At 66.4% G+C, this 556-nt stretch carries 1 protein-coding gene; it reads right to left on the bottom strand.

Annotated features, from left to right (window positions below):
• Positions 1–355: hypothetical protein (locus AAE045_RS24105; protein WP_455549822.1), on the bottom strand; the 355-nt coding region annotated here is incomplete at its 3' end.
• Positions 356–556: the final 201 nt, after the last annotated feature.

The following is a 556-nucleotide window of genomic DNA, read 5'->3' as shown; positions in this document are numbered from 1 at the left end:
GCGCCTTGCGGGTGAATTCTTCGGCGGTGATCGGCTCGACCGCACTGATCGTGCAGCTTTGTCCGTTCGTGCGCAGTCTGCTGCCTCCTGCGCCACAGAGTTGGCCGTCCCGGCCGGGAGTGACAAAGGCCAGTTTCGGGGACATGGCTGCGCTGCTGCACGAGCGCTCGAAACGGACCAGATAGTGCTGGTCGCCATTGCGGAGCAGTACATCGCGGTCGGCCCCATTGCGCACCAGCTGCTGATCCGGGGACAGGGTGATGCAGTCGCCGGCAGCGGCCGGTTCGGCGGCCTGGACCGAGGCAGCGGTGGCCAGGCAGGCGGCAAGCAGGAGCAGGGAAGGCAGGCGTTTCATGGCGGGGGCCATCGGGTCGGGATCCGGATTGGATCGAGGGCCACACTGGGCGTTTTCGCGCCAGGGCGAATCTGCATCAAGGCATCCTGACCGACGTCAGGGTGCACAGGGTCAGGGTGACGCTTGGCAGGGGTAGGGTGATGGCTGAATGGCGCCCACGCGAAAAGGCCAGCACCTGGCTGGCCTTCTGGCGGGAACAAC

This window comes from Dryocola clanedunensis, from assembly GCF_038405435.1.
Taxonomy (GTDB): domain Bacteria; phylum Pseudomonadota; class Gammaproteobacteria; order Enterobacterales; family Enterobacteriaceae; genus Dryocola; species Dryocola clanedunensis_A.
Note: the sequence above shows the minus strand (reverse complement) of the source record. Positions and strands in the feature narration are given on the sequence as shown.